Origin of the sequence: Streptococcus ictaluri 707-05 (genome assembly GCF_000188015.2) — a bacterium.
Classification (GTDB): Bacteria; Bacillota; Bacilli; order Lactobacillales; family Streptococcaceae; genus Streptococcus; species Streptococcus ictaluri.
This window is the reverse complement of sequence record NZ_AEUX02000005.1, coordinates 177,450-202,713: the sequence shown is the minus strand read 5'-3', so window position 1 is coordinate 202,713 and position 25,264 is coordinate 177,450. Positions and strand designations below refer to the sequence as shown.

General features: G+C 38.5%; 25 protein-coding genes. 9 read left to right on the top strand and 16 right to left on the bottom strand.

What is annotated here, in order from left to right:
* The first annotated feature begins 13 nt into the window (after positions 1-13).
* Positions 14-1,003: a DhaKLM operon coactivator DhaQ gene (gene dhaQ, locus STRIC_RS04255; RefSeq protein WP_008088232.1), complete on the top strand. Its 990-nt coding sequence runs from the start codon at positions 14-16 to the stop codon at positions 1,001-1,003.
* A 44-nt stretch (positions 1,004-1,047) separates the two neighbouring features.
* Here the strand turns inward: dhaQ and STRIC_RS04250 are convergent, their stop codons facing one another.
* From STRIC_RS04250 to STRIC_RS12275, 10 genes are all read right to left on the bottom strand, one after another.
* Positions 1,048-1,833 (bottom strand): ABC transporter permease, encoded by a 786-nt coding sequence (locus tag STRIC_RS04250; RefSeq protein WP_008088329.1) that lies wholly within the window; start codon positions 1,831-1,833, stop codon positions 1,048-1,050.
* A gap of 1 nt (position 1,834) precedes the next feature.
* Complete coding sequence (locus STRIC_RS04245) at positions 1,835-2,653, bottom strand: ABC transporter permease (RefSeq protein WP_008088489.1); 819 nt, start codon at positions 2,651-2,653, stop codon at positions 1,835-1,837.
* A complete protein-coding gene (locus STRIC_RS04240) occupies positions 2,654-3,646 on the bottom strand; it encodes an ABC transporter ATP-binding protein (protein WP_008088316.1) in 993 nt (330 codons plus the stop codon). It abuts the gene before it with no gap.
* A gap of 173 nt (positions 3,647-3,819) precedes the next feature.
* Complete coding sequence (thrS, locus tag STRIC_RS04235) at positions 3,820-5,772, bottom strand: threonine--tRNA ligase (protein WP_008088144.1); 1,953 nt, start codon at positions 5,770-5,772, stop codon at positions 3,820-3,822.
* A gap of 523 nt (positions 5,773-6,295) precedes the next feature.
* Positions 6,296-7,633: a glycosyltransferase family 4 protein gene (locus STRIC_RS04230; protein ID WP_008088631.1), complete on the bottom strand. Its 1,338-nt coding sequence runs from the start codon at positions 7,631-7,633 to the stop codon at positions 6,296-6,298.
* 1 nt (position 7,634) lies between these two features.
* A complete protein-coding gene (locus tag STRIC_RS04225) occupies positions 7,635-8,633 on the bottom strand; it encodes a glycosyltransferase family 4 protein (RefSeq protein WP_008088136.1) in 999 nt (332 codons plus the stop codon).
* 76 nt (positions 8,634-8,709) lie between these two features.
* On the bottom strand, positions 8,710-10,173 hold the full coding sequence (locus tag STRIC_RS04220; protein ID WP_008088290.1) for an alpha-amylase: 1,464 nt from the start codon (positions 10,171-10,173) through the stop codon (positions 8,710-8,712).
* A gap of 37 nt (positions 10,174-10,210) precedes the next feature.
* Positions 10,211-11,212 carry a catabolite control protein A gene (gene ccpA, locus STRIC_RS04215; RefSeq protein WP_008088335.1) on the bottom strand — a complete coding sequence of 334 codons (1,002 nt, stop codon included), beginning with the start codon at positions 11,210-11,212 and terminating at the stop codon, positions 10,211-10,213.
* Positions 11,213-11,479: 267 nt separating this feature from the next.
* On the bottom strand, positions 11,480-11,659 hold the full coding sequence (locus STRIC_RS11770) for a hypothetical protein (protein WP_008088165.1): 180 nt from the start codon (positions 11,657-11,659) through the stop codon (positions 11,480-11,482).
* Positions 11,611-11,838: a hypothetical protein gene (locus STRIC_RS12275; RefSeq protein ID WP_008088370.1), complete on the bottom strand. Its 228-nt coding sequence runs from the start codon at positions 11,836-11,838 to the stop codon at positions 11,611-11,613. The genes STRIC_RS11770 and STRIC_RS12275 overlap by 49 nt, the downstream gene beginning before the upstream one ends.
* 266 nt (positions 11,839-12,104) lie before the next feature.
* Between STRIC_RS12275 and STRIC_RS04200 the strand changes: the two genes are divergently transcribed.
* From STRIC_RS04200 to pcp, 8 genes are all read left to right on the top strand, one after another.
* On the top strand, positions 12,105-13,190 hold the full coding sequence (locus STRIC_RS04200; protein WP_008088549.1) for a M24 family metallopeptidase: 1,086 nt from the start codon (positions 12,105-12,107) through the stop codon (positions 13,188-13,190).
* Between the two features lie 94 nt (positions 13,191-13,284).
* On the top strand, positions 13,285-13,953 hold the full coding sequence (locus STRIC_RS04195) for an NAD(P)H-dependent oxidoreductase (RefSeq protein WP_008088251.1): 669 nt from the start codon (positions 13,285-13,287) through the stop codon (positions 13,951-13,953).
* A 10-nt stretch (positions 13,954-13,963) separates the two neighbouring features.
* The gene (gloA, locus tag STRIC_RS04190) at positions 13,964-14,341 is read left to right on the top strand and encodes a lactoylglutathione lyase (protein WP_008088586.1); all 378 of its coding nucleotides are present in this window, start codon (positions 13,964-13,966) and stop codon (positions 14,339-14,341) included.
* A 306-nt stretch (positions 14,342-14,647) separates the two neighbouring features.
* Positions 14,648-15,865: a DNA/RNA non-specific endonuclease gene (locus STRIC_RS04185; protein ID WP_008088425.1), complete on the top strand. Its 1,218-nt coding sequence runs from the start codon at positions 14,648-14,650 to the stop codon at positions 15,863-15,865.
* Positions 15,866-15,993: 128 nt separating this feature from the next.
* Positions 15,994-16,920 carry a glycosyltransferase family 2 protein gene (locus tag STRIC_RS04180; RefSeq protein WP_008088212.1) on the top strand — a complete coding sequence of 309 codons (927 nt, stop codon included), beginning with the start codon at positions 15,994-15,996 and terminating at the stop codon, positions 16,918-16,920.
* 87 nt (positions 16,921-17,007) lie between these two features.
* Positions 17,008-17,691: a DUF969 domain-containing protein gene (locus tag STRIC_RS04175; RefSeq protein ID WP_008088319.1), complete on the top strand. Its 684-nt coding sequence runs from the start codon at positions 17,008-17,010 to the stop codon at positions 17,689-17,691.
* Positions 17,691-18,617: a DUF979 domain-containing protein gene (locus STRIC_RS04170; protein WP_008088354.1), complete on the top strand. Its 927-nt coding sequence runs from the start codon at positions 17,691-17,693 to the stop codon at positions 18,615-18,617. Before STRIC_RS04175 ends, STRIC_RS04170 begins: the two co-directional genes overlap by 1 nt.
* A gap of 62 nt (positions 18,618-18,679) precedes the next feature.
* Positions 18,680-19,327 carry a pyroglutamyl-peptidase I gene (pcp, locus tag STRIC_RS04165; RefSeq protein ID WP_008088639.1) on the top strand — a complete coding sequence of 216 codons (648 nt, stop codon included), beginning with the start codon at positions 18,680-18,682 and terminating at the stop codon, positions 19,325-19,327.
* 71 nt (positions 19,328-19,398) lie between these two features.
* Here pcp and STRIC_RS04160 read toward each other — a convergent pair whose 3' ends face one another.
* The 6 genes from STRIC_RS04160 to STRIC_RS04140 form a co-directional block, all read right to left on the bottom strand.
* Positions 19,399-20,040, bottom strand: coding sequence for a glutaminyl-peptide cyclotransferase (locus STRIC_RS04160; protein ID WP_008088448.1), 642 nt, complete (start codon positions 20,038-20,040; stop codon positions 19,399-19,401).
* A gap of 9 nt (positions 20,041-20,049) precedes the next feature.
* Entirely contained in the window at positions 20,050-20,517 is a 468-nt protein-coding gene (smpB, locus tag STRIC_RS04155; protein ID WP_008088053.1) for an SsrA-binding protein SmpB, read from the bottom strand.
* Positions 20,518-20,519: 2 nt separating this feature from the next.
* Positions 20,520-22,841: a ribonuclease R gene (gene rnr / locus STRIC_RS04150; RefSeq protein WP_008088208.1), complete on the bottom strand. Its 2,322-nt coding sequence runs from the start codon at positions 22,839-22,841 to the stop codon at positions 20,520-20,522.
* A gap of 83 nt (positions 22,842-22,924) precedes the next feature.
* Entirely contained in the window at positions 22,925-23,161 is a 237-nt protein-coding gene (secG, locus tag STRIC_RS04145; RefSeq protein ID WP_008088351.1) for a preprotein translocase subunit SecG, read from the bottom strand.
* Between the two features lie 45 nt (positions 23,162-23,206).
* Positions 23,207-23,353 carry a 50S ribosomal protein L33 gene (gene rpmG / locus STRIC_RS11765; RefSeq protein ID WP_083835418.1) on the bottom strand — a complete coding sequence of 49 codons (147 nt, stop codon included), beginning with the start codon at positions 23,351-23,353 and terminating at the stop codon, positions 23,207-23,209.
* Between the two features lie 319 nt (positions 23,354-23,672).
* Complete coding sequence (locus STRIC_RS04140; protein ID WP_008088644.1) at positions 23,673-25,175, bottom strand: helicase HerA-like domain-containing protein; 1,503 nt, start codon at positions 25,173-25,175, stop codon at positions 23,673-23,675.
* Positions 25,176-25,264 lie beyond the last annotated feature (89 nt).

Here is a 25,264-nt window from a genome sequence, read left to right as displayed (position 1 = left end):
GGAGGTCACTTTTTTGGTCACCATTTTAAATCAAGATAGTAATAGTATTTCACAATATATTTCAGGTAGTTTAGCTGCTCACCCACACCTAGCAACTGTTCCTCATCTACCTCTCATCTACAATCGCCATCAAGATGCCAATCTTATCCCAATTCTTTCTGGAGGCGGCTCAGGTCACGAGCCTGCTCATTTAGGCTTTGTCGGCGACGGCATGCTGTCAGCAGCTATCTACGGAGCCCTTTTTACCCCACCAAAAGCCCCTGACATTTTAGAAGCGCTCCGTTTTTTAGACAAGGGCAAAGGTGTCTTTGTTATTGTCAAAAATTTTGAAGCTGATTTGAAGGAATTTCAAGAAGCGATCCATGAAGCCCGAAAGGAAGGACTTGATATACGCTACATTGTCTCGCACGATGATATTTCTGTCGAACCTAAAAAGCAATTTCGCATGCGACACCGCGGCTTAGCTGGCACCATCTTATTACACAAAATCCTTGGTGCTGCCGCCCAAGAAGGAGCCAACTTAGACCAACTAGAAGCGATGGCTTTTGAATTGACTACAGAAATTGCTACCATTGGTTTTGCAACAAAATCAGCCAGCTTGCCTAATACCCAAAAAGCTCTCTTTAACTTAGATGACAATCACATTTCCTATGGTATTGGTATATATGGGGAAGAGGGCTATCGTACAGTTCCTTTTCTTTCTTCTGAGCATCTAGCCGTTGAAATTATCAATAAACTGCAGATCAAATTTCACTGGCAAGAAGATGAACATTTCATCCTCTTAGTCAATAATTTAGGCACTACCACAGATTTAGAGCAAGGTATTTTCCTAAACGATATCCGTCAACTCTTAGAATTAGAGGGGCTCCACCTTCCTTTTATCAAAAATGGTAAGTTCATTACCAGCCTTGATATGACTGGTATCTCTGTGACCCTATGCTGTCTCAAAAACAGAAAATGGTTAGATTATTTGCAAGCTCCTACCAATGCCTTTGCTTGGTAAGTTAAACGAGTCAAAAAGAAGTTGGGAAAACCCCAACTTCTTTTTTATGAACCAGCACTTTCGTAAGCATCAATACCTAAGTGCCAAATTTTTAGAGAAAGTCCTAAGAACAATAGTGAAACTAAAACTAGTCCACCAATATTAAAGAGAAGGCCTTGACCCTTTAAAAAGTAGGCCGCTGGATAATAGGCTGTAAATGCAAATGGAATCATAAAACTAATCACCCAACGTAAAATCGGATGGTAAATGGACATGGGGTACTTGGCAAAATCATTAAACATGTAAAAAATATAAGTTACTGCTCCAGATTGCTTAGTCCAAAAAGCAATACTTGCCGTTGCAATTTTCAAAGAGGTATAAATCAAGGTGGCAAAGGGAATCGTGACCAGAAAGAGAAAAACTTTAAGATAGGTCCACTCTACGCTAGAATAAGTGGATACTAGAAGCAAAACAGCTACCAATAACTCTCCTAGAGCGTCTACTTGAAAGGTTTCAACCAGTACATGAAAGAGAGGATTTAAGGGACGTGTTAGATACTTATCAAAGTCACCACGCCTAACCAAACGTTGTCCAATGGCCCAGAGATTATCAAAAAAGAGGTGGTCAATTCCTTTAGGAATCAGAGAAAAACCATAAATAAAAGCAATCTGCTCAAAAGTCCATCCTTCTAAACTAGGAATGTGTTGAAAAAGAACTTTCAAAAAAAGAAGGTTTAAGCCCTGCGTTAAGAAAACACCTAGAACTCCCACAAAGAAATCAACCTTATATTCCATGATTTGTTTCAGGTACTGTTTAATAAAAATAGCGTGCATTCTCATTAATTTTGACATCTTATCCTCCTTGAATGGTTAAATGAGATTGAACCTTCTTCCAAATAAACTGAGATAAGGCAAACATCACTATTAACCAAAAAACTTGTAGACCTAAAGATTCTAAAATTTGTGTCCTATCAAACTTACCAATCACAATCATAATAGGAATGTAGATAAGGGATGAAAAAGGTAAGAACCCTAAAATAGAAGCAAGAATCTTTGGAAAAAAGACCAAAGGAATCAAGCTACCTGACATGAATGAAACTAGAGTATTTTTCAAGAGATTGGATCCCCATAGATTTTTAAAGACAAAAGCCGAAAATCCAAAACAAATATTAAAATAAAAATTAATCAAAAAAGCCAATAATAGACTAATGACATAAGCAAAAACAGAAGCTATAGCCATTAAAACCGGGACTCCAGAAAGGATTTTTAAGCTAAGTAAAATGATGAGAAAAGGTAAGCCAAGAGATAAGAAAATCAATAGTTTACTACCAATTTCCACAAATAAGTAGGAAGCTGCAAAGTGAACCGGTCGCAGCAAGCGCATAATAATACTACCTTCTCTAACTTCCTCGCCAATCATAAAGGAACTATCTGATTTGGTGAGGAAGGTGGTCGTAAAACTCATGATAATGTAAAGGGTCATATCCGACAAGGAGAAACCTTCAATCAAGGCCTGATGAGAGGTATCAAAGACAGCTTTCCAGAGGTAAAAAGCCACAAAAGCACCAATTAAATCACCCACACGGTATAAAATAAAATTGACCCGATAAGTCATCAACTCTTGGATGCCAGCACTAACAAAGGGTTTGTAACGTCTCCAAAAAGTGATCATTTAAAGCTCCTTTCTGTAAAAGCGACGAATGATATCTTCAATATCCACGTCAACTGTTTTGAGATCCCTCACCGTAAAATCACTCATGGTTGCTTGAATCAAATCAGCCGTTTGATAAAGACTACTATCGTATTGCAATTCCAGCAAGTTATCTTGTCGAAGAAGACTAATGCCTTCACTTCCTTCAAAGCGCGAGTTTTTATAGTCTTGATGAGGCGCTAAATCAAAACGCAATTGCTTGATTTTTCCAAAATCGGCCTTCAATCGACCAACAGTCCCATCAAAAATCCCTTCGCCTTTATCAATCATCACAATACGATGACAGAGCTGCTCAATGTCACCTAAATCGTGAGTAGTTAATAAAATCGTTGTTTCTTCTTCCTGATTGATTTGTTTGATGGCTTTACGAATATTATCTTTGACAGAGACATCTAAACCAATGGTTGGTTCATCTAAAAAAAGCACCTTTGGATTATGAAGTAATGAAGCTGCAATATCAGCTCGCATACGCTGGCCTAAAGAAAGGGTTCTAACCAGATCTTTAATAAAGTCATTTAATTCCAAGACCTCATTCAAAAAAGCCATACTCTTACGAAAATCTTGTTCTGGCACATCATAGATTTCTTTTAAAACCGTATAGGTCTCTTGTAAAGCTAAATCCCACCAGAGTTGAGTGCGCTGCCCAAAAACCACTCCAATGTCTTTAACATAATCTTGCCTATTTTCTTGAGGAATTTTCCCATTAATGCGACAAAAGCCAGAGCTAGGCTTTAAGATACCCGTTAACATTTTAATGGTGGTTGACTTACCTGCCCCATTCGCCCCAATAAAACCTAATATCTGCCCCCTAGGCACATCAAAAGACAAATCCTTAACAGCTTCAAAACTTTCCGTCTGAGGTTTGACAAAAGAACGCAATGCCCCTTTTAAGCCAGGCTCTTTAACGGTCTTAATAAAGTTCTTGTGCAAATGAGAAACTTCTATCATGGTCATGTCTTTTCCTCTTGCTTTCTCTTTTCATTTTTGCATTTTACGCTATTGTTAGGCCATTATAACACGCTAAAAAGAAGGATGCAATCGCTTGCTCAAACTTTTTTAATCCTTTTTAGACATCTAAAAAACCTAGTCTCAAAAGAGACTAAGTCGTTTCCTGTTCTAAAAAAATATTAATTAGCATCCACATCTGGACGAGATTTACGAGCAATATCTGCTAAGATGGTTTCGATAAATTCTGACAGGCTTTCAGTGTGAGTTGCCTTGCTGCCGTAACGACGAACGTTAACCGCACCTTCTTGCATCTCCTTGTCACCAACAATTAATTGATAAGGAATTTTGCTTGTTTGTGACGCACGAATCTTATACTGCATTTTTTCATTACGGTCATCCACATCTGCACGAACCCCACGGTCACGTAGGGCTTTAGCCACTTCCCAAGCATAGTCGATATGAGCTTCGTTAGAAATTGGAATAACGGTTACTTGATGAGGTGCTAACCAAGTTGGGAAGGCACCCTTATAAGTTTCAATAAGGATAGCAGTGAAACGTTCCATGGTTGAGATAACACCACGGTGAATCATAACCGGACGATGCTCTTCTCCATCAGCTCCAATATACTTAAGGTCAAAACGTTCCGGTAATAAGAAGTCTAACTGGATAGTAGATAAAGTTTCTTCGTTACCAAGAGCTGTTTTCACCTGGATATCAAGTTTAGGACCGTAGAAGGCTGCTTCTCCTTCTGCTTCAAAGTAGTCCACACCCATTTCATCAAGGGCAGCTTTAAGCATACCTTGCGCATTTTCCCACATTTCATCATTGTCATAATATTTATGAGTATCATTAGGGTCACGGTATGACAAACGGAAACGGTAATCAGTCAAGTTGAAGTCAGCATAAACATCAATAATCAACTGAAGGGCGCGTTGGAATTCTTCCTGAATTTGCTCTGGTGTAACAAAGAGGTGACCGTCATTAAGTGTCATCTCACGCACACGTTGAAGTCCTGATAGTGCACCTGATTTCTCATAACGGTGCATCATGCCAAGTTCAGCAATACGAATTGGCAATTCACGGTAAGAATGCACATGGTTTTTATAAACCTGAATATGGTGAGGGCAGTTCATTGGACGAAGTACAAACTCTTCGCCATCACCCATGTCCATTGTTGGGAACATATCTTCTTGGTAATGCTCCCAGTGACCTGACGTTTTGTAGAGTTCTACAGAAGCTAATGGTGGTGTGTAAACATGTTGGTAACCAGAAGCTAGCTCTTTATCAGTGATATAACGCTCTAAGGTACGACGAATTGTTGCACCGTCTGGTAGCCAGAAAGGTAGGCCTTGTCCGACTTCTTGAGAAATCATAAAGAGGTCAAGTTCCTTACCAAGCTTACGGTGATCACGTTCTTTAGCTTCTTCTAGACGTGTTAAATAAGCTTTGAGGTCTTTTTTATCAAACCAAGCAGTCCCATAAACACGTTGCATCATGTTATTGTCACTATTACCACGCCAGTAGGCACCAGCCACGTTTAGAAGGTGGAAGACTTGAATACGACCAGTCGAAGGCACGTGAGGACCACGGCATAAGTCGATAAATTCTCCTTGACGGTAGGCTGTTAAGCCATTATCATCACCTGAATGTTCATTGATTAATTCAATCTTATAAGGGTCGTCTTTAAAGAGTTCTAAGGCTTCTTCTTTTGTTAATTCTTCACGAATACATGGGAAGTTTTCCTTAACAATTTTTTTCATCTCTTCTTCGATACGTGGAAGGTCTTCATTTGAAATTTGCCCGTCTTCATTATCTGTATCGTAATAGAATCCCTCAGCAATAGCTGGTCCAACCCCTAAACGGAGATTTGGAAAGAGACGTTTAGCCGCTTGAGCAAATAAGTGGGCAGCTGAATGACGTAATACCTCAAAGGCATCCTCATGGTCAGGTGTCACGATCTCAATAGCCCCATCTTCTGTAATTGGACGTGTGGTATCAATGAGTTGTCCGTTAAATTTACCAGCTAAAGCTTTTTTAGCTAAAGAATTTGAAATAGACTGCGCTATGTCAAAAGTTGTTGTGCCAGATTCAAATTCGCGAATAGCGCCATCTGGGAATGAAATCTTAATCATATGTCTCTCCTTTTCTTAATAACTGTTAGTATTACACTAATCTCCTACAAGCCCAAAACCGATGTGAATAGCAATATCGTCTGTATTTTTCAAGGACAGCCTCCTTTTGTGTAAAAAAAGAGTCTTTACGTCCTAAAGGACGTAAAGACTACGTGGTTCCACCTTAATTTATGCAAGACAAAAAAACTGCCATGCACCTCTAGTGGCGATAAGGGAGCCACCCTTTTATGTTTACATAAAAACCGAGGAAGGAGTATTACATTAGTCATCAGTGTGCTCTTTCCACCAACAAGCACTCGCTTAACAGATAAGTCTAATCTAACATGTCTTCAAGATTATTATAGCAATAATTGAAAATAATTCAAGCCATTTTTTCAGAAAGGTTTAAGAGAAAACCTGATGCAAAAAGTAAGAGCTTTTTAGAAACCTTAGCTAGAGTATTATAAAACAGCTTTTAAAGCGGTCGAAAAAAGTATTTCCAAGAGTTAAGCTAGAAAGCCTGACTCTGACTCAAGACAGTGCCTTAGTCTTCTAAAAAATCACGAATGGCATTAACCAACTTTATAGGCGCTTTAACAACTTTGACTGATGTTAAGGCAGTAGCTTTGACTGCGCGTTTTGGCAAGTGAATAGCTCCTTGAACTAATTTCATTGAACCACTTTTTTCATTGCCATTAAGATAGAGACTCAACTTTTGATTGCCTTTGCTATTTCGAGCAATAAGAGTATCAAGATAAAAGGTATAGACTGACTTTCCAAAATGCTGGGCAGAGATTTCATAGCGTTTTTCTTCCAACAAGTCATTACTCATGGTCGGTGTCTCTAACGTCGCATCAATAATGGCATCGGTTAATTCTTTTTCAGAATAATAGAGAGTTCCAAACATTTTATCAGTAATTAGATCATCTAAGTAAGGATTGCCATGTGCGATGATAGGCTTGCCACTCGCGATACTTTCAATATAGGTCAAGCCTTGGGTTTCACTAGTAGAAGCTGAAATAAAAAAGTCACAAGCTTTATAATAATAAGCTACTTTATCATGTGGAACCATTCCAGTAAATATAATCTGATCATTGACACCTAAACTAGAAGCCAAATCTTTTAAGTCTTGAAGGTAAGGACCATCCCCTACAATAACTAATTTGATGTAGGGATTTTCTGCTAATACTTGTGGAAACTGATTGATAATCGCTTGAATATTTTTTTCATAGGAAATACGCGAGAGACTAAGCAACATCGTTTCATTAGCCTTAATGCCTAAGTCGTCTTTTAAGGCTTCAACATCTTCTAAAAGAATATCTTTTCGGCAATAGTTATCTAAAGCAATCCCAGTTGGAATGACACGCTTAGGAATCATGACTTCATAACCCTCAAGCAGATTAAGAACAATACGGCTTGGGCAAATGACACCATCTAAATCTTTCAGATATCCCCTTAGTAAAGGCTTTACCATACTTGGACGAATAATCTTACCATTCGCAATATAGCTAACATAGTCTTCATATTGGGTATGATAGGTGTGAACAACCGGAATACGCAGGGCTTTTCCAATCATCTTTCCAAGTAATCCCAAACTAAATTCTGTTTGAGTGTGGATAATGTCCAAATCATACTGTTTAGCAATCTTGTAAGATGAAATCAAGCCACGATAAACCACACGTCGATCTGTAAAGGACACAAACGGAACGCTAGGAAGTCGAATAATGGTCGGATCTTCAAAGCGCTTGACATTGCGATCTGTCGTGGTGAAAATATAGACTTCATGACCTTCCTTTTCCAACTCTTCTTTCAGGGTGCGAATACTAGTCGCAACACCTGATACTTGCGGAAAATAGGTATCGGTAAATAACCCTATACGCATCTTATAACTCCATTACTTTTTGATAAACAGCTACTAGCTGATGGGCAACCGACTCAATCCGTCGACTTTTAGCCACCTCATACCCAGCATCTGTTTTTTGGCTGTCACCAGCCAGAACTTTCTCTAGAGCCACTTTAAAACTTGGAATATCACTAGCTAGCTCCGCTGACTCGTCATCTATCCATCCCTGATAAACTGGTATATCACGTAAAACCACATGTTGGTGACTAGCCAAGGCTTCTAAAACAACAATTCCTTCTGTCTCTTCACGACTTGGAAAGAAAAAGGCATCTGCACCTGTCATAGCGCCCTCGTAAACATCGCCTTTGATATAGCCTGGGAAGATAACATTTTCAGGGTGATTACCATTCACAATCTGACGAACCTTTGAAGGAATAGCCCATTTATTGGTTTCTCCAAACCAAATAAATCGCACATCTGGCATGCTTTGCGCAACTTTTACAAAATCATCAATGCCTTTTCTTAAAAAGAAGAGACCAGCCCCCATGACAACTTTTTGACCCTCTTTGATATCAAAATAGCGTCTAAAGCTAGCTTCTTTTTCAGGGTTAGACCCATATTGCGCCAAATCAATCCCATTTGACACAGCAAAAATGGGCGTTTTAATCCCATACTGCTCAATTAGAAATTTGGAATAAGGCGTTGGCGTGATAATAGCATCTGCCTTTTCATAAAAACGGCAGAGATATTTTTTAAACAAAGGAGCAATCGCATTTGAGAAGATAAATGAATTTCTAAAATCCTCTTCTGTAGAATGCCCGTGCATAATAACTTTTTTCCCTGCTTTTTGCGCCTTATTCATCAATAACCAGCTTTTTAAACCATAGGTATTTAAATGAACAAGATCATAATCGTCATCAGGATTTGTGGTGTAGTCTTGCCCAAGAAGGGACAAGGCTTTTGCCTGGTGCTTGATAGCACGACCAATACCAGATTTTTTTAAGTAATTTTCTGCTTCTAGATACAATAAGACTTTCATACTGTCTATTATAGCCTATTTTAAAGGATTTTTCACTCTAGCAACAAAAAATCAGCCCTTAGACTGATTTTGTTTTTTAAAGAGTAAGACTTTTAGGAATCCAAGCCGATATAGAGCCTGCTTCTACTTTAAAGTCAGCCCATCCATCTTCTGAAATTTGAATCTCCTCAGAACAATTTCCCAAGTAATCAACAAAAAGTTGACCACTATAATCTTGCCCGATTTCTAGGCGTTTCCATCCCTCATCTCCATTAGATAGAATAACAGCTAAGGCATTTGGATGCTCCTCGTCTCCAAGACAAGTCCAAGCAATACAATTAGCATGGTCAAAGTAATCGACCTGTTGACCATAAACTAGCTTTTGACGAAGAAGAGCCATTTTGCTAATGACGTCTTTGAAGCTATCCTGAGCAAAATCCCCTGAAATCCCAAAATAATCACCATAAAAAAGGCATGGCAACCCTTCTTGTCTCAATAAAATCAAGCCATAAGCTAGAGGCTTAAACCACTCCTCTACTGTTGATTCAAGCGCTTGCCCTCTTTGAGTATCATGGTTATCCACAAAAGTTACTGCTAAATCTGGTCTACTAGCCACCAAACTTCCTTGAAAAATAGTGGTCAAATCAAAATCACGACCACTTTGGCTAGCCCTAAAAAAGGTCAAGTGAAGAGCCACATCCACCAACGAAAATTGAGCATTGGTAGCTAAAAGATAGTCTTCCACTGAACTCTTATCAGATTTCCAATATTCCCCAAAAACCGCTAAATCAGGTTTGATTTGACTTCTGATATCATTAATAAAAGTTTGAATAAAGAAAGAATCAATATGTTTGATAGCATCTAATCTAAAACCTTCTATGCCACTTGTTTCAATGAACCACTTAGCCCAATCTTGAAGGTTTTTAATCACTTCGGGATGCTTAAAATCGATATCATTATACATCAAGTAATCAAAATTACCGTTTTCATCATCAATGAGCTCATTAGCAGCCCAACCTTTATTATCTCCGGTAATCATGTAGATGCCTGTTTCATTTGTTCTAGCATCATAATCAAGACCTGTGAAGTGATACCAATGCCACTTAAAATCATTATAACGATCCTGCCTGCCTGGGAAATCAAAGCCTGTCCAACCTTCAATCTCATAGAGCTCCGATAAAGCTTCTTGACGATTGAGAAGGTTCATTTTAATGACCGAAAAAACTTCTTTATGATCCCCGTTGGCTTTGTGGTTAAGGACAATGTCTGCAATTGGCTTAATACCAGCTTCTTTTAAGGATGCAATCAAATCAAGATATTGATCTTTATTCCCATATTTAGTTGGTACAGTACCATTTTGATCAAACTCACCAAGATCAAACAAATCATAAACGCCATAGCCAACATCATTTACACCTGTTGCTTTAAAAGCTGGTGGTAGCCACATTTGGTCCACCCCTAAAGCTTGCCACTCAGGAATTTGTTCTTTGAGGTAATTCCAGTGATTGCTATCAGCTGGTAAGTACCATTCAAAAGCTTGCATTAATAGAGGATTGCTCATCTTTTTCTCCTAAAAAAATCTGCCTGTAGGGCAGATTTTACTTGGTAGTCCCACGCTTTTTGATGCCGTGATTCAATAGAATTTCTTTTTCTTCCAACTCTTCTTTGTTCATGATTTTCGTCAACATGCGCATGCTGACAGCTCCCAAGTCATATACAGGTTGGCTGATAGAACTCAAGTTTGGACGTGTGTATTGAACAACTGGCGAATCATTGCTAGTGATAATTTCAAAGTCTTCTGGAACTGATTTTCCAGCTTCAAACAAGCCATTCAAAAGACCTGCTGCTAACTCATCTTCAGCCACATAAGCGGCAGTTGCTCCTGAGTTAATCATGCGCTGTGCCAATTCAAACCCATCTTTGTAAGAATAGTTGGCTTCAAAAACCAGACCTTCTTTAAAATCAAGCTTATTGTTTTTAAGTCCCTCTTTGTAACCAATCAAACGTACTTTCCCATTAATGTCATCGATTAATGGACCAGAGACAAAGGCAATGCTCTTATGATTTTCAGCTAAAATATCAATGACATTTGAAACAGCTGCCTTGTAATCGATGTTAACACTTGGTAGCTGATGATCTAAGTCAACGGTTCCTGCCAAAACAATCGGTGTACGTGAACGTGAAAATTCCGCACGGATTTTTTCAGTCAAATGGTGTCCCATGAAAATGATACCATCTACTTGCTTGGCAAATAGGGTGTTAACAACATTAACCTCCTTGTCATCATCTTCATCACTTGAAGCAAGAACGATATTATATTTATACATGGCTGCAATATCATCAATCCCTTTAGCAAGAATAGAGAAATAGCTGTTAGCAATGTTTGGGATCACAACACCAACTGTTGTTGTTTTTTTGCTGGCTAAGCCACGTGCAACCGCATTTGGTCTATAATCTAATCGATCAATAACTTCTAAGACTTTCTTACGCGTGTTTTCTTTAACGTTTTTATTACCGTTCACAACACGACTGACGGTTGCCATGGAAACCCCTGCTTCACGGGCGACATCATAAATCGTGATTGTATCATCTGTATTCATTAGTTGTCTTCCTTTCTAATTGAAAATGACGCTTTCAAAAATTATTTTAGCATGAATTGTAAACACTTTCAAGTATTAAAAGTTAATTTTTGAAAAAGTTTTCAAAGCTTTGTCTAACAAGTCAAATTCATAACAATGACAAAGCATTTTCTTGTCAAAAAATATGAAAATTAAGAATCTTTTGATAAAATGTGAAACTTTATACAGCCTCATCATGATTTCCATTAAAAAAGCCAAGAATAAATCTTGACTTTGAACCGATATCATTTAATGCCCAAAATGAAAAAGCAAGACTGCTATAAATAAAAAATAATCATAGCAGATATGAGCATAAATGCCTCCTCTTAAACTAGCTGTTTTAAACCATAGATAGGTAAAAGGCAAGCGTCCAATACCTGTCACCACCAAACATTGATAGAGATTCCCCTCAAAGGCTTGATAATGCATAAGTCCAAATAGCAAAGCACCAACAAGTGATCCAAAGATTCATAGCTTCCAAAAAAGTGACTTAAAAAAGCTATTGGAGCATCACTTTGAATTAGGCTTAACAAGGCTAGAATTGCCAGTAATAAGGCAACTATAACTCGAGTGACTTTGAGAGGGGTTTCTTTAATAATGTGTTGCATCTTTTTCTCCTGTTCTTTGAAAACTTACTAATGGTCTATAAAGTGAAAAGTTTTACCTTATAAATTTATGATTATAAAATTAACACAAACTAAGATAAAAGTAAAGCAAATGACTAAATAAGCCTATACTACTTTCTTTTTGACTTCTAAAATGCGCTTTTTTGTCACTTTAGAAAAGGTTTTCATCAATTATAGGAAATATTGCCCATAAGCTTGATTTTTTAAAAAGAATTTGAAAAAATAGTAGTCAGAAAGAAGGTTTCTCTATGACAAAATTAGATCAAATCCGCTCATACCTTACTCAAGAAGAAGCACAATTAGCTATCTTTTCTGACCCTGTCACTATCAATTATTTAACAGGCTTTTTCTGTGACCCTCATGAAAGGCAATTATTTCTTTTCGTCTACCAAGATTTAGCACCTGTCCTCTTTGTTCCCGCATTGGAAGTTACTAGAGCTAGCCAAACAGTCTCTTTTCCTGTTTTTGGCTATATGGATTCTGAAAATCCTTGGGAAAAGATTCGCTCTGTACTTCCAAACACCCATGCTTCAAGAATCTTTGCTGAGTTTGATCATCTCAATGTGTCAAAATTCCAAGGCTTGCAAAGCATTTTTTCAGGACACTTTGAAAACCTCACTCCCTATGTGCAACGCATGCGCTTGATGAAATCAGAAGATGAAATCAAAAAAATGATCATTGCTGGGGAGTTTGCTGATAAGGCTGTTCGAGTAGGGGTTGATGCCATTTCCTTGAAAGCAACAGAAACAGATATCATTGCTCAAATTGAATTTGAGATGAAAAAGCAAGGCATTTCTAAAATGAGCTTTGAAACCATGGTTTTAACTGGCAATAACGCTGCCAACCCTCATGGCATTCCAGGAACCAACACCATCGAAAACAACGCTCTTTTACTTTTTGATTTAGGGATCGAAACCCTAGGCTATACCAGTGACATGACCCGTACCGTGGCTATTGGTAAACCCGATCAATTCAAGCAAGACATTTATAAGCTGTGCTTAGAAGCTCAATTAACGGCCCTTGACTTTATCAAACCAGGTGTTACAGCTGCAGAAGTTGATGCGACCGCAAGACAGGTCATTGAAAAAGCTGGTTATGGTGATTTCTTTAATCACCGTTTAGGACACGGTATTGGCATGGATGTACATGAATTCCCATCAATTATGGCAGGAAATGATTTAGTTCTTGAAGAAGGCATGTGCTTCTCTGTTGAACCTGGCATTTACATACCAGAAAAAGTAGGCGTTCGTATTGAAGATTGCGGTCACGTGACTAAAAATGGCTTTGAAGTCTTTACTCATACTCCTAAAGAACTGCTTTATTTTGAAGGTTAATTAGATTTGTTATTATTGTAAAACTTTTTCAAACATTCATTCAAAAACTTATCATCACTCACTTTAGTAATAAATAGAAATATAGGAATTTCACATGACAAAAGAATCCATGACACAAAAACTTCAAGATGCTTTCAAATTTCGCACAGCTGTTCGCGTCTACAATGACCACAAAATCCCTGAAGAAGACTTGCAGCTAATTTTAGATGCTGCCTGGCTAAGCCCTTCATCTGTCGGCCTTGAAGCATGGCGTTTCATCGTATTAGAAAATGAAGCTGTCAAAAATGAAATTAAAGAGGTTGCCTGGGGTGCCCAATATCAACTTGAGACTGCTAGCCACTTTATTCTCCTAGTTGCTGAAAAAAATGCACGTTATGATGGTCTATCTATTAAAAATAGCTTATTAAGACGTGGTATTGAAGAAGGTAAAGGGCTAGATAGCCGTATCAAGCTTTATGAATCCTTCCAAAAAAATGATATGGAAATGGCTGATAGTCCCCGAGCTTTATTTGATTGGACTGCTAAGCAAACCTATATTGCCCTTGGCAATATGATGATGACTGCTGCTCTTATCGGCATTGATTCTTGCCCAATTGAAGGCTTTGACTATGCAAAAGTTGACACTATTTTGGCAAATCATGGTATCATTAATAAAGACAAAGAAGGTATTGCTAGCATGTTATCTTTAGGTTATCGCCTAAGAGACCCTAAACATGCTCAAGTCCGTAAACCTCGAGAAGAGGTGATTTCGGTAGCTAAATAAGGAGGCTATTATGAAAGCATTGCACACTTGTATTCGCGTTAAAGACCTTGAAAAATCCGTAGCATTTTACACAAGCGCTTTTCCATTCAAAGAAACGCGTCGCAGAGATTTCCCAGACAGTCAATTTACTTTGGTGTATTTGGCATTAGAGGGAGAAAGCTATGAGTTAGAATTAACTTATAACTATGGGCACGGTGATTACGATTTAGGAGATGGCTATGGGCATATCGCTCTTGGTTCTGACCAATTTGAAGCAGACCATGAAAAACATCGTCAAGCAGGCTTTCCAGTCACTGATATTAAAGGCTTAACTGATCAATCAGCGCGCTACTACTTCGTTCAAGATCCAGATGGTTACAAGATTGAAGTGATTGATTTAAACAAATAATCATGAGAACAGAAGCTCAAGCTTCTGTTTTTTTATATGCTATCAGTAACTAAACTGTCTCAGACTTAAAAGAAAAAAGTTTTTTCAACATTTTTTCGACTTCTTATTTTTATTAAATTAAAATAACTATAAAATTATTAATTTTCTTTGAAACACTATTATTACAGGTTTTTCAAAAATGAGTTTTCATTTATTATCTTATTATTTATCTTGTTTTTGTTTTTTTGTCACTGATTCAGACCTATTAGTTAAAATTAAATTGTATAAAAATTATTTTTATTAAATTTATAGTTTTTATCATCAACCGTGATATACTTAACTAGTAAACAAAAAAAGGAGGACTCAGAATGTCTAAACAAAGAGGGAAGTTCTTTTCCCGTTCCATCTTTAGGATTTATTCCTATTAATGGAACTAGCGACAGGATTACTTATGCTCAAGAAGCTCAGCTCTCTCAAAATTGGAGTTTGGCTCAGCATCCCGATTACTACGTCATTGAAGGAAAAGCTAATCTTCAAAAAGAAACTTTTCCTGAGTTGCAAAAAACTACCGAAAAAGTCTATCGAAAAAGCGGAACTAGCACAAGACCTGTAAAAGTTTCTGAAATTCATTATTCTGATTTAGATGGGTATGGACGTTCTGGAACCGCCTACGGGATTATTACCAAAGATATGATTGACATGTCAGCTGGCTATCGTGAGAAATGGGAAAAAGACTACAACCCAAGCGGCTGGTACTCTTACCAATTTAAAGAGACTGGTCTTGCTGCAACAGAAGCTGACTATAAACACAGCCCAAGAAAAGTAAAACGTCTACCAAACAACCAAATGGTAAGCATCGCTTTAAGTAATGGGAAAATTCGTAATGGTTACCTCTTTGACCGCAGCCACCTAATCGCTGATAGCATAGGTGGTCGCCCATACCGAAACAATCTTGTGACTGGCACACGAACTCAAAATGTTGGCAACAACGACCGTAAAGGTGGCATGCAATATATTGAAAATAAAGTCATGGACCATATCAAGAAAAACCCTACTGTTCATGTTTACTATAAAGCAGTGCCTGTCTATGTAGGAACTGAATTAATCCCTCGTCATGTTCTTGTTTCTGCCTTATCATCTGATGGCGTGATTGACGAAACTGTTCGCGTTTTCAATACTGCCAATGGCTTTAACATCAATTACCAAGCTGGTGGCTTATTATCTGAAGCAACTCTTGTAGACGCTGCTGAAGCAACTGCTCCAGTAGAAACTGATAATGAAAGTATCCAAGATAACGCTGAAGAACTTATCGAAACTGAAGACACAAATGCTGCTGACACGACTGAAGAAGCAACTGCTGAAACAGCAAGTGATGCAGCTTCTCAAACAACTGTTTACGTAGCAAGCAATGGGCGTTCTGATGTCTACTGGTACAAAAAGGAAAATATGCCATCATCAGCAAATTTAGATAGAGTCATGGAAATGACTGAACAAGAAGCTTTAAACAGAGGTAAAAAACATTCTAGTTCAGAGCCAATCAACTAATACAAAAACTGCTTGGGATTATCCCAAGCAGTTTTTTACTTATAGTACTTAAACGCTCTTTTTGTTAGCTTTTTGAAATATCTCAACTTTTGTGTTACAATTTGTCAAAAGACTAGAAAGGGACGCCTATGACCTTACTTTCTGTGATTGTTCCTTGTTTTAACGAGGAAGAGACTATCCTTCCTTTTCTCGAGGAAATGCAACAAATTGAAGAGGCAATGGCTAAAGAGTTGTCCTTTGAATACCTTTTTATTGATGATGGCTCAACTGATCAAACCCTCGATCTGCTGCGACAATTATCAAAACAGCGTTCAAATATTCATTATCTAGCCTTATCACGCCATTTCGGAAAAGAGGCCGGTATTTTAGCAGGTTTAGAAGAAGCTAAAGGAAACTACATTACCGTTATGGATGTGGATCTACAAGATCCTCCTGAACTCTTACCCCTCATGTTTTCTACTTTAAAAGAAGGTTATGATGTGGTCGGAACAAGAAGGCAAAATCGTCAAGGAGAACCTCGCCTTCGTTCTTTTTTCTCCAAGTCCTTCTACCGTTTGGTCAATAAGTTATCAGACACTGACATTGTTGATGGTGTCCGTGATTATCGTCTAATGACCCGCCAAGTCCTTGATAGCATTTTAGAGTTGGGAGAGGTCAATCGTTTTTCAAAAGGGATTTTTTCTTGGGTAGGCTATAAGGTTACCTATATTAGCTTTGAAAATAGAGAACGCCAACATGGGAAAAGCAGCTGGCGCTTTTGGGACCTTTTTAACTATTCTTTAGATGCTTTTATCAATTTTTCCGAAGTCCCTCTAACACTAGCAACCTGGACAGGAACCATTAGTTTTTTACTAGCAATATTAGCCATTAGCTTTATTGTGATTCGTAAATTACTATTTGGAGATCCCGTTTCTGGCTGGGCCAGTACCGTCTCGATCATTTTATTTATGGGGGGACTACAGCTCCTTTGTCTTGGTATCATTGGCAAGTACCTTTCCAAAATTTTCTTAGAAACCAAAAAAAGACCTGTCTATATTATCAAAGAAAGAGATTAGTATAGCTAGTCTTTTTACTTTTTAAGCAGCTTTCAATTGTTAGCTTCGAATGTTATAATTTTCTTATTATTAAAAAAGGAGTTTATCATGGAATGGATTAAATTAATCGGTATTGTGATTATTGTCTTAGGCTTTATTTTTAAATTTGACGCAATCGCTACCGTCGTCATTGCAGGACTTGTGACTGCATTAGTTTCAGGAATCTCATTTATTGACTTTCTAGAAATTTTAGGAAGAGAATTTACGAATCAGCGTTTGCTGACTATTTTCTTTATCACCTTACCTCTTATCGGCTTGTCAGAAACTTACGGCCTTAAACACCGAGCTACCCAATTGATTCAGCGAGTACAAGCTCTTACAGTTGGACGCTTATTCACCCTCTACCTTATTATTCGTGAAATTGCAGGACTTTTCTCCATCAGACTTGGAGGGCACCCTCAATTTGTGCGCCCCCTCATTCAACCTATGGGTGAAGCTGCAGCTAAAGCCAAAGTTGGTGATGATTTATCTGATAAAGAAAAAGATGATATCAAAGCCATGGCAGCTGCTAATGAAAACTTTGGTAACTTCTTTGCTCAAAATACCTTTGTTGGTGCGGGTGGCGTCTTGCTGATTGCCGGAACCTTAGATCAACTTGGCTATAAAAGTAATCCAGGGGCTATCGCCTTTGCTTCTCTTGCTATTGCTATTATCACGATTTTTGTAGTAGCCATCTACAATCATCTCTTTGAGAAGAAAATGGAACGTCAGCATAAGAAAGGAGACAAGTAATGACTAATCTGGCATCAATTGTTTTAGAAATTATTTTTGTTATTATCGGATTACAACTCTTCCACACGGCTTATTGTGCTTTTAAAGACAAAAGTAATCCTGTCTACCTTGGAACAGCTCTTTTTTGGGGACTGCTTGGGGTTACCTTTGTTGGTGGTGCTTTTCTTCCTAATATCGTCACAGGACTTATTGTGATGGTTGTGGCTATGCTCACCCTATTTAAACAAGTTCGTATTGGTAAGCTACCGACTTTTGATGAGCAAAAAGCTGAAGAAAGTGCCCGTCGTATTGGAAGCTGGATTTTCTTTCCTGTTATGTTAATGGCAACAATTGCCTTACTATTAGCCTTCTACTTCCCAGACTTCAGCAAGAGTGCTATCGGAATTGCTGCCATCATAGCTACTCTTGTTTGTTTAGTAATCACAAGACAAAAAGCTTCTGCATTACTGGCTGAAAATAATCGCATGAACCAACAAGTCTCCACTAGCGGTATTTTACCTCAGCTTTTAGGTGCCTTAGGTGCTATCTTTACTACAGCTGGTGTCGGCGATGTCATCGCTTCTATGATTGGTAGCATTGTTCCTGCTGATAGTCGGTTCTTTGGTGTTGTCGCTTACGTGCTTGGTATGGTTATCTTTACAATGATTATGGGAAATGCCTTTGCAGCCTTCACCGTTATCACTTCTGGTATCGGGGTGCCTTTCGTCTTTGCCTTGGGAGCTGATCCTATTGTAGCCAGTGCCCTTGCCATGACTGCTGGATTTTGTGGAACTCTTCTGACTCCAATGGCAGCTAACTTCAATGCTTTGCCAGTTGCTTTGATGGAAATTCAAGACCAAAATGCTGTCATTAAAAAACAAGCTCCTGTTGCCTTTGTCTTAATCATCATTCACATTGCTTTAATGTATTTACTTGCCTTCAATTAAGTTTTTTGATAAGTTAAAACAATAGACTTAGTTCTTATAAAACTATGGAAAGGATAAGAACTATGAAAATTTTAGTTACTGGTTTTGACCCATTTGGAGGCGAAGCCATCAATCCTGCCTTAGAATCCATTAAACAATTACCAGCTACTATCCATGGCGCTCAAGTAAAATGGGTAGAAGTTCCCACTGTCTTTCAAAAGTCTGCTGATGTGCTTGAAAAACAACTACTAGATTTCAAACCTGACGTCGTTCTTTGTATTGGACAAGCGGGTGGCCGAACAGGACTGACTCCAGAACGTGTTGCCATCAATCAAGATGATGCGCGCATTCCAGATAATGAAGGGAATCAACCCATTGATACCCCAATTCGTGAAGATGGCAAAGCTGCCTACTTCTCCACATTGCCAATCAAAGCTATGGTAGCAGCTATTCAAAAAGCGGGCTTACCAGCCTCTGTTTCAAATACTGCCGGCACTTTTGTCTGTAACCATTTGATGTATCAAGCCCTTTACTTGGTTGATAAACATTTGCCAAATGCCAAAGCTGGCTTCATGCATATCCCATTTATGATGGCACAAGTGGTTGACAAACCTAATACTGCTGCAATGAATCTGGATGACATTACACGAGGTATCGAAGCTGCAATCGGAGCTATCGTTGATTACAATGACCGCTCAGACCTAAAAGCAATCGGTGGCGAAACTCACTAAACATAAAAAACCAATAGACTGTTTTGCAGTCTATTGGTTTTTTTGCTGTCCTTAGTAATGATTTAGTCCTTTTAGTCTTCCAAAACAACTTCTAACATCAATGGGTATAATTTCCCCGAGACTAAAAAGCGATTGTCTGAAAGGTGTGTAATCCCATTCAAGACATCTAAATCGGGATAGTTTTCCTTATTGAGCTTCAATTGGTCTAGTAAGAAGCCCAGATCATAAGTGGCCACAACTTGACCACTAGCAGGTAAAAGCTTGACAATGGTAGTCGTCTGCCAAATATTAGCATAGAGATAACCATCCACATACTCTAACTCATTAAGCATAGAGATGGGGACTCCATCAATAGCTACTAAAACCGTCTCTAAAAGGCTGAAGTCTTGTGGATCACGTTTTTGCAGATAAGCATTGCAACTAGTCATCCACAAACAATTCTCATTGTTATCGTAGGCTAGACCCTCTTTATAGGTAAGTAGCCAGAAAAAATCTGTCACCAAAGTCAAGCCTTCTGCAAAGATGGTTTCTGGAAACTGCTTTTTGATGTCGAATCTTTCCTCATCGAGTTGATAAAGACCTAGCTTGGAAGCACCATAACGTCCCGCGCTAATTAAGACCTCATTTGGACTGAATACTTCTAAGCCCTGGGTATATAAGTCTCTATCATAGGCATAGGTTCGTACTAGACTCACCTGACCTTTTTTGATCATTGTGCCAACTCACCTCGCATTATATTGTTTGATTTGTTTTTTAAGGTCGCGCTCTTGCTCTCGACGTTTAATCGTTTCACGCTTGTCATAATCATGTTTCCCTTTAGCTAAACCGATTAAAACTTTAGCAAAACCATCTTTTAAATAAACCTTTAGAGGAACAAGCGTCATCCCACTGCCCTTTAGCTCATTTGCCAGATGTTGAATCTCTCGTTTTTTTAGTAATAATTTACGAGTACGCTCAGGGTCTTGATTCCAAATATTGCCTTGTTCAAAAGGAGCAATATGGACATTGACTAACCAAGCTTCATTATTTTTGATTTGAGCAAAGCCGTCTTTGAGCTGAATGCGTGCAGCTCTAACACTTTTGATTTCAGTCCCGGTCAAGACAATACCCGCTTCAACAGTATCAACAATATGATAATCATGTCTTGCTTTTTTGTTTTGGGCTAGTAAATTCCCTTCACCTTTCGCCATACTTAACTCCTTTTACGACTTTTCTTTTTAGCAGCTTCTTTATAAAAAGGTTTTTTCCCTTTCCGTTTTGCCTTATCCTTACCCTTAGAGCTTGCTTTTTTATCTCCTGATGATTTGCTGTTATCTACTCCAGACGAACGATTTGATCTGCGACTTGGTTTTTCTGATTTAGCAAGTTTTTCTTTTCTGTCAAGATCACTTGGTAAAAATTCAAAATCAATTGCCCCAGTTTCTTTATCCGACTTAATCAATTTGACTCGAATGGCCTGACCGACCTTAAAGACTATCCCTGATTTTTCGCCTTGTAAAGTCATGGTGCGCTCATTGTAATGGAAATATTCTGGTAGACTGGTCACGTGAACCAATCCCTCAATGGTATTTGGTAACTCGACAAAGAGACCAAATTTCACCACACTAGAGACAATGCCTTCAAATTCGTCACCAACATATTCTTCCATATATTCAGCTTTCTTCATGGCTTCGACCATACGCTCAGCATCAATAGCTCGGCGTTCTAATTGAGAAGAAGATGACGCTAATTCAGGAATACGACTGGCATAGTGATCCATTTTTTCTTGGGTCACTTGCTGATAATCACGAATCATACGATGCACCAATAAATCAGGGTAACGACGAATCGGACTGGTAAAGTGCGTATAATAATCAGCAGCCAATCCATAATGGCCATGATTATGCTCTGAATATCTAGCTTGCTGCATGGAGCGTAAAAGCATCATGCTTAAAACCTCAGAACCTGGCTGGTCTGCTATTTTTGCCATAACTTCTTGTAAGGCTTCTTGAGAGACCTTATTAGCTGTTCCTTGGATTTTAATCCCAAAGATACTAGCATAATCTATAAACTTTTGAACTTTTTCAGCCTTAGGCTCTTCATGAATACGATAAATAAAGGGTAATTTAGCCTTAGCAAAATGCTCAGCAACACATTCATTGGCTGCCAACATAAAGGATTCAATCATTCGCTCAGCGATCCCTCGCTGACGAAGAACAATATCAACTGGCATGCCTTTATCGTTGACGATAATTTTAGCTTCTTGGGTCTCAAAGTTAAGGGCACCACGTCTAAGACGCATTTTCTCTAAAATCTTATGAAGGGCTGTCATTAGTTGAACGGATTCTAAAATGGGAGCATAGCTTTCTAAAGCTTCCTCATCGCCAGCAATCATGTCATTGACAGCACTATATGTCATCCTAAAACGGGTCTTGATCACAGATTGACAAATCTGATAGGCCACCACATGTCCCTTGCCATCGATTTCCATAATCGCAGATTGGGTCAAACGGTCCACGTTAGGATTAAGCGAACAAATGCCATTCGATAAACGTTCTGGTAACATAGGCACAACCCGATCCGTCACATAAACAGAGGTTCCTCTCGCCACTGCTTCACGATCCAGAGCTGACCCTTCTTTCACATAATAAGAAACATCTGCGATATGAACACCTAACTCAAAATGCCCATTGTCTAATCTCTTAATGTGAATGGCATCATCTAAGTCTTTAGCATCAGCGCCATCAATGGTAAAGGTGGTCTCTTGACGAAGATCCACGCGTCCAATCAAGTCCTTAGCACTGGGTGCATCAGCGATTGCTTCAGCTTCTGCTATCACCTCATCTGGAAAAGCTGAATGAATATCCATGGATTCTAAAACTTCCAAGACATCAATACCAACATCACCTTGGTGCCCTACAATATCACGAACATGGGCCACAAAATAATCATGCCCACGAGTAGGGTATTTATCGATAGTTACCTTAATGATTTCGGTACCATCCAAGACAACTGGCTCTTTTTTGATGTAAATTTTTTGCTGAACTTTTTGATTTTTTGACTTAATATAGCCAGCATATTTAGGTTTTTCGTCATCTAAGACAAATTTTCCGACAACAGTCTTCAAGGAACGCTCTACAATCCCTGTCACGCGAGCCTCAGCTGCACTTCCTTTAAGGCGGTCAGCTGGTTTTTTCACAACGACTTCTACTAGGTCTCCATCAATGGCATAGCCCACATCATTGCGACCAATAAACATATCGTCTTCGTTATCATCCACATGTAAGAATCCAAAACCTGCCTTATTAGCACGAAATGTCCCTTGTATGGTGATTTCTTTTTTACTTTCTTTTGGCTTTCTTAGCGACAAACTCCCATCATTTGAAAAACGCAAGAGCCTTTGACTCTCCATTTTAGAAATTTCTTTAATTAAACTTGGGAATTTTTTTGCCCCAGCCATATCTAAAGCAGCTGCCAAATCATTAACATTTGATTTGCCATGCTCCTTTAAATAAGTCATAATATTTTCTTTCATAAAACCTGATTTCTATTTCTGTTTCTCTATTAGCGACTCATTGATAAAAAAATGAGCTAGACTAACTCCGTCAAGCTCACTCCTTATTTACTTGATAAAATGGCAAGCACAAGCGCAATCGCTAGCCAGAAAAATACTAGAATTGCTGTAAAACGTTGCATAAAAGCTTCGAAACCACGAGCTTTAGTACGTTCAAACAAGGCTTCTGAACCGCTGCTATCAAAAACATTGCTGCTAGGATTTTTTTGTGGTTGTAAGAAAATCGCAATCACAAGTAATACTGATAACACTAGCAACATGATAAGTAGTAAGTTGTACATGTTGTTTCCTCCATTATAGTCTTGATTATTCTAACATAAATCTTATTAAGATTCAACATGTAGGGTTACTTTTCTCTCTTTAGGGCAGTATTTGGGAACTTTGATTTTTTCAGGATGAGTGCTTTTATTCTTACTTGTTAAGTAATTTTTACTGCCACACTCACTGCATTCTAAATTAATTTTTACTCTCACACCATTTCCTTAATATTACAATTTTTCAAAAAGGCTCTAGCCCCAAATGACATGACCCAAGGACACGAACTGCTCATCCAGACAAATGGAAGGAAAAACATCCCTTTCATCTCACCGTCTAATAGGTAGAGGAAGTGAAAAGCTTGCCTCAGTGACGAAATTACCGAGCCAAGCTACTTTCAAATCTTGTTTTCAGTTGACCTTTTAACCTTGCTATCTGATTTGGTAAAAGTCATTGACTTTTCCACAGAATACCTTAGATTATTATACCATACTTTAGAGAAAGAGTGAGTAGACACTTATTGCAAAAGGGGTTTGACTAACGTTTTTTGAGACTTCCCAGTAATCCCCTTACCAATTCTCGTCCAATGGTTCTGACTGTTGTGCTGATAAAGGCATCGGTAGCCTTTTCGACGACTGTTTTACGTGGCCTTCCCACAGGCCTTCTTGAAGCTTTTTGTGCTTGAGCTGATTGTTTGGCCAATTCCTTAGCAGCTTTTTCTTGCTGATCAGCTAAGAGAGCTTCTTCTTTCGCTTTATTTTCTTCCAAAACTTTTAAGGCTAATAATTCATAAGCAGATTCGCTGTCTATGCTATAACCATATTTTGCCGCTAAAGGAGACTGCTGAACAAGCCCTTGCACCTCTTCTTCTGATAATAGGCTAAAAGTACTCTTTGGAGGCATAATCATAGCGCGCTCAACCACACTTGGCTGACCTTTATCATTAAGGACTGAAATTAAAGCCTCTCCAACTTCTAATTCTGTAATAAGTGTGGCTACATCCAAACCTGGATTTTGACGGAAAGTATCCGCAGCTACACGAACAGCTTTTTGTTCTTTAGGTGTATAAGCCCGTAAAGCATGCTGGATACGGTTCCCTAATTGCGCTAAGATGCTTTCTGGTAAGTCCAGAGGATTTTGTGTTACAAAGAAGATTCCCACACCTTTTGAACGAATCAAACGAACCATTTGCTCCACTTTTTCCACAAACACTTTTGGAGCATCCTTAAATAGCAAGTGAGCTTCATCAAAAAAGAAAACTAACTTGGGTTTATCCAGATCACCTACTTCAGGCAAGTATTCATATAATTCTGATAAAAGCCATAAAAGAAAGGTCGTATATAGGGTTGGAGATTGGAAAAGCTGAGTCGCTGATAAGATATTAACTACCCCTTGACCACTAGCAGGGTCAAGACTAATAAAATCAGCTATATCAAGAGCTGGTTCTCCAAAAAATTGTTCAGCTCCCTCTTGTTCTAAGGTAAGAAGACTTCTTTGGATAGCACCTATTGATTGTTTCGCAATGTTCCCATATTGTTCAGAATAGTCTGATGCATGTTGGGAAACTTCTTTCAAGATGGCTTGTAAATCTTTTAAGTCTATCAACAGCCATCCTTTTTCATCCGCAATCTTAAAGACAATGGTCAAAACACCTGTTTGCGTATCATTTAAGCCCAACAAGCGCGATAAAATCATCGGTCCTAACTCAGAGATAGTCGTTCTTAATGGTTGACCTTCTTTGGCAAAAATATCCCATAATCTGACGGGAAAAGCTTGTGGTTTATAATCTGTGATAGCCATTTTTTGCAAGCGAGCTGATAATTTTTCAGTCACTTGTCCTTCTTTAGCTAAATTAGAAAGATCTCCTTTAATGTCGGCTAAAAAGACAGGCACTCCAGCTAGACTGAGCTGTTCGGTCAAAACTTTCAAGGTCACCGTTTTTCCTGTTCCGGTAGCTCCTGCAATTAGCCCATGACGGTTAAGCATTGCGAGTTGCATCTCAATAGGCTCATTACCTTTAGCGATTGTTATGGTTGCCATGTCTTCCCTCTTTTCTATGAGACGTCATTGTCAAAAAAGATTGTAAAAGTCTATCATTTCTTAGACTTCAATGCTATTACTTACTGTCA